Annotated in this window: 3 protein-coding genes; 2 read left to right on the plus strand and 1 reads right to left on the minus strand. The window is 72.8% G+C overall.

Annotation, left to right across the window (positions count from 1 at the left end):
* Window positions 1–879 (plus strand): glutaminyl-peptide cyclotransferase (locus B4M60_RS08595; protein ID WP_291082284.1); only part of this gene is annotated, 879 nt, incomplete at its 5' end.
* Window positions 880–2,428: 1,549 nt separating this feature from the next.
* Window positions 2,429–2,938, plus strand: coding sequence for a DUF2771 family protein (locus B4M60_RS08600; RefSeq protein ID WP_291082287.1), 510 nt, complete (start codon window positions 2,429–2,431; stop codon window positions 2,936–2,938).
* Between the two features lie 9 nt (window positions 2,939–2,947).
* Here B4M60_RS08600 and B4M60_RS08605 read toward each other — a convergent pair whose 3' ends face one another.
* Window positions 2,948–3,349 (minus strand): cold-shock protein, encoded by a 402-nt coding sequence (locus B4M60_RS08605; RefSeq protein ID WP_291082289.1) that lies wholly within the window; start codon window positions 3,347–3,349, stop codon window positions 2,948–2,950.
* Between the last annotated feature and the right edge of the window lie 219 nt (window positions 3,350–3,568).

Genomic DNA, 3,568 nt, shown 5'->3' on the forward strand with positions numbered 1-3,568 from the left:
GTCTCCCTCTGCCTCGTCGGCGCGGTCGCCGCGTGTTCGGGGGGCGATTCCGACGACACCGCGGGCACCACGTCGACGGGCCCCTCGCTGGCGTCGTCCAGCATGCCCGCCGGGTCCGGCTCCGCCGGCTCCTCCGGTGCGCCGGGCGGCGCGGCCGGCACGGTGCAGGTGGGCCCGGCCGATCCGCAGCCCACCCGGGGTTCGGTGGAGGTCATCAGGACGTTGGCGCACGACCCGGCGCTGTTCACCCAGGGCCTGCAGGTCGTGGGTGACGAGATCTACGAGTCGACGGGCCTGTACGGCCGCTCCCTGGTGCAGCGGCGCCCGCTGGGGGGCGGCGCACCCACGGTCTCCGTGCCGATGGCCGCCGACGAGTTCGGAGAAGGCCTCGCCGTCACCCCGGACACCCTGTGGACCCTGACCTGGAACAATGGTGTCGCCCACAATCGGGACCCCCGGACCCTCGAGATCCGCTCCGCGGTTCCCTACCAGGGCGAGGGCTGGGGCCTGTGCTTCGACGGGACGGGGCTCGTCATGAGCAACGGTTCGGACGAGCTGACCTTTCGCGACCCGGTCACCTTCGAACCCACCGGGACCCTCTCCGTGACGGCCGGCGGCACCCCGGTCTCCCGGCTCAACGAGCTCGAATGCGCCGACGGATCGATCCTGGCCAACGTCTGGATGACCGACGAGATCCTCCGGATCGACCCCGCCACCGGCGCGGTCACCGCCATCTACGACGCCTCCTCCCTCGAACAGCCGAGACCCGCCAGCGCGGACGGGGTCCTCAACGGGATCGCCGCGCTGCCCGGCTCCGGGAATCTCCTGCTCACCGGGAAGATGTGGACCTCCCTGTACGAGGTGCGCCTCATTGGGTGAGCCAGACGCGGGTGCGCCCGGACCGGCCCGACGGGCCGCGACCACGGTCGGGCGGGGCGTCCGGCGGGTCTTCCACGCCGACGGGGCGGACCGTTCCGGGCTCTCACAGCTCAGTTACGTCACCGTCGCGAATTTCGCGTGCGACGCGATCCTCGCCGTCGCCCTGGCCAACACGCTGTTCTTCGCCGCCGCCACCGCCGAGTCGCGGAGCAATGTCGTGCTCTACCTGCTCGTCACCGTCGCTCCGTTCGCACTGATCGCCCCGGTGATCGGCCCGGCCCTGGACCGCCTGCGTGGCGGACGTCGACTGACGGTCTCGCTGACCTTCACCCTCCGCGCGGTGCTCGCCGTGATCCTCGCGCTCAACTTCGACTCCTGGCTGCTGTACCCGCTCGCCCTGGGCATGCTCGTGTTATCCAAGACCTTCGGCGTGGTCAAGGCGTCCATCACGCCGCACGTCCTGCCGCCGGCGCTCGACCTGGTCCGCACCAACTCACGGCTCACCGTGCTCGGACACGTCTGTGGCTCGCTGATCGCCGGCGCCGTGGCCGGCGCCGTGTCGTGGGTGTGGGACTCCGCCGCCGCCCTGTGGTTGCTCGCCGCCGTCGCGCTCGTGGCCGCGTACGTCGCCATGACCATCCCCGCCCGGGCCGAGGCGTCCCCCGACGAGGAGTCCGCGACCCTGCGCATGGACCGCCACGGTTCGCTGACCGGCGGCCTCAGGACGGTCCTCACCCGCCCGCTCGGTCGCCACGTGCTCGCCGACCTGTGGGCCGTGTCGATGATCCGGTTCATGACCGGGTTCCTCACCCTGTTCCTGGCGTTCGTCGCCAAGGCCCAGGAGCACGCGTCGGCTGCCGAACAGGCGGGGATCCTCGCGATCGCGGGTGTGGCCGGCGGAATCGGCACCTTCGCGGGGAACGCGGCGGGGGGGCGCCCGCCGCCGGGGGGGGGGGNNCGGGTTCCTCACCCTGTTCCTGGCGTTCGTCGCCAAGGCCCAGGAGCACGCGTCGGCTGCCGAACAGGCGGGGATCCTCGCGATCGCGGGTGTGGCCGGCGGAATCGGCACCTTCGCGGGGAACGCGGCGGGGGCGCGCCTGCCGCTGGGGCGACCGGGCCGGATCACGGCCACCGCGGCGGGCGCCGCGCTGTCGGCGGCCGTCGTCGGCGCGTTCCTCGGCACCGTCTGGGCCGCGGCCGCCCTCGCGCTCATCGCCGCGGTGTCCAGCGCGCTCGGCAAGGTCGCGCTCGACGCCTCGATCCAGACCGACATCCCGGACGCGGCGCGCTCGTCCGCGTTCGGCAGGTCCGAGACTGCCCTCCAGCTCGCGTGGGTCACCGGCGGCGCACTCGGGGTCCTGCTCCCGCCGGACTTCACCGTCGGCTTCTCCGTGATCGCGGCGGTCGGCGCGCTGCTGTTCACCCAGTCGCTTCTCACCGCCCGCGGGTCGACGCTCGTTCCGGGCCTCGGGGGCAACCGGCCGAGGTTCCCGGGGGCACCGCGCGACCCCCGTGCATTCGGAGCCCGGCTGCTCGGCAGAATGGAGGAGTGAAGTCTCGCAGCGCAGCCCCCCGGCCCGGCCCCCGCATCCGCCCCGTCTCGTGGGCGATCCTCGCCTGGATGATCGTCATGTTCGCCGCGATCGCGGGGGCGTGGCAGGGCTCGGCGTCCCGGTACGGGGCGATACCCGAGATCACGGTCGCCACCGATCGCGGCCACACCTCGGTGCTCCCCTTCACCGCCACGGATCTCGACGGGAACAGCTACTCCAACCCCGTGGGTGAGTTCACCATCCACGGTGAACACACCCTCACGGTCCGGCTGCCGGTGGAGCTCCAGCGGGCGACTCTCGACGTCTACGAGATCCGCGCCGGCGGCGAGCGCACGTACACCATCGAGCCGGGCGGCCCCGGCCAGCTCCTCATCCCCGTGACGACCCCTGACGAGGGCCGCATCGACGGTGTGGTGATCCGCGCGGTCACGTTCACCTACGCGGCCGACGGGTCGGAGACGATCGTCAACGGCGAGTGGTCGATCGGCTTCTCGTACGAGGGGTGACGCCGGAGGTCACGCGTCCAGCTCGCGGGCGACCGCGCGGAGCACCGTCGCCACACGGGATGCCACCTTGTGGTCCGGCCGGTGACCTCGCCGCAACTCGGGTTGAACGGTCGTCTCGAGCACCTTGATCATGTCCTCGACCATCCCGTGCAGCTCGTCCGCCGAGCGCCGGGGTCCGCCACGCGGTGCACGGTCCTCGGCGACGGCCGGCTCGTCGTGGACCACCACGCGTAGCGCCTGGGGGCCGCGGCGGCCGGAGACCATGTCGAAGTCCACGCGCTGCCTGGCCCGGAGCGACTCCACCCCTGCCGGGAGCGCGTCGGCCCGGACGTAGACGTCCTCGCCGTCCTCCTGGGACAGGAAGCCGAAGCCCCTCTCCGGGTCGTACCACTTCACCCTGCCGCTGGGCACCGCGATCCACCTCTCCACCGAGTCTCCACCAGCGGTCTCCACGCGCGCGCCCACAGGCGCGCGAGCAACGACCTCCACGAATCCCCGAGCGTACCCGCGCCTCGGCGTTCGTCACCGCCGCTCCGGGGCCGGTACCCTCCCCGTGTGACCCCTGACGATCGACGGCCCGCGGACGACCCCGACCCCTGGGCGCCCGACTCCAGCGGGCCCGCCCGGGTC

It is taken from the genome of Dietzia sp. UBA5065 (genome assembly GCA_002415925.1).
Classification (GTDB): domain Bacteria; phylum Actinomycetota; class Actinomycetes; order Mycobacteriales; family Mycobacteriaceae; genus Dietzia.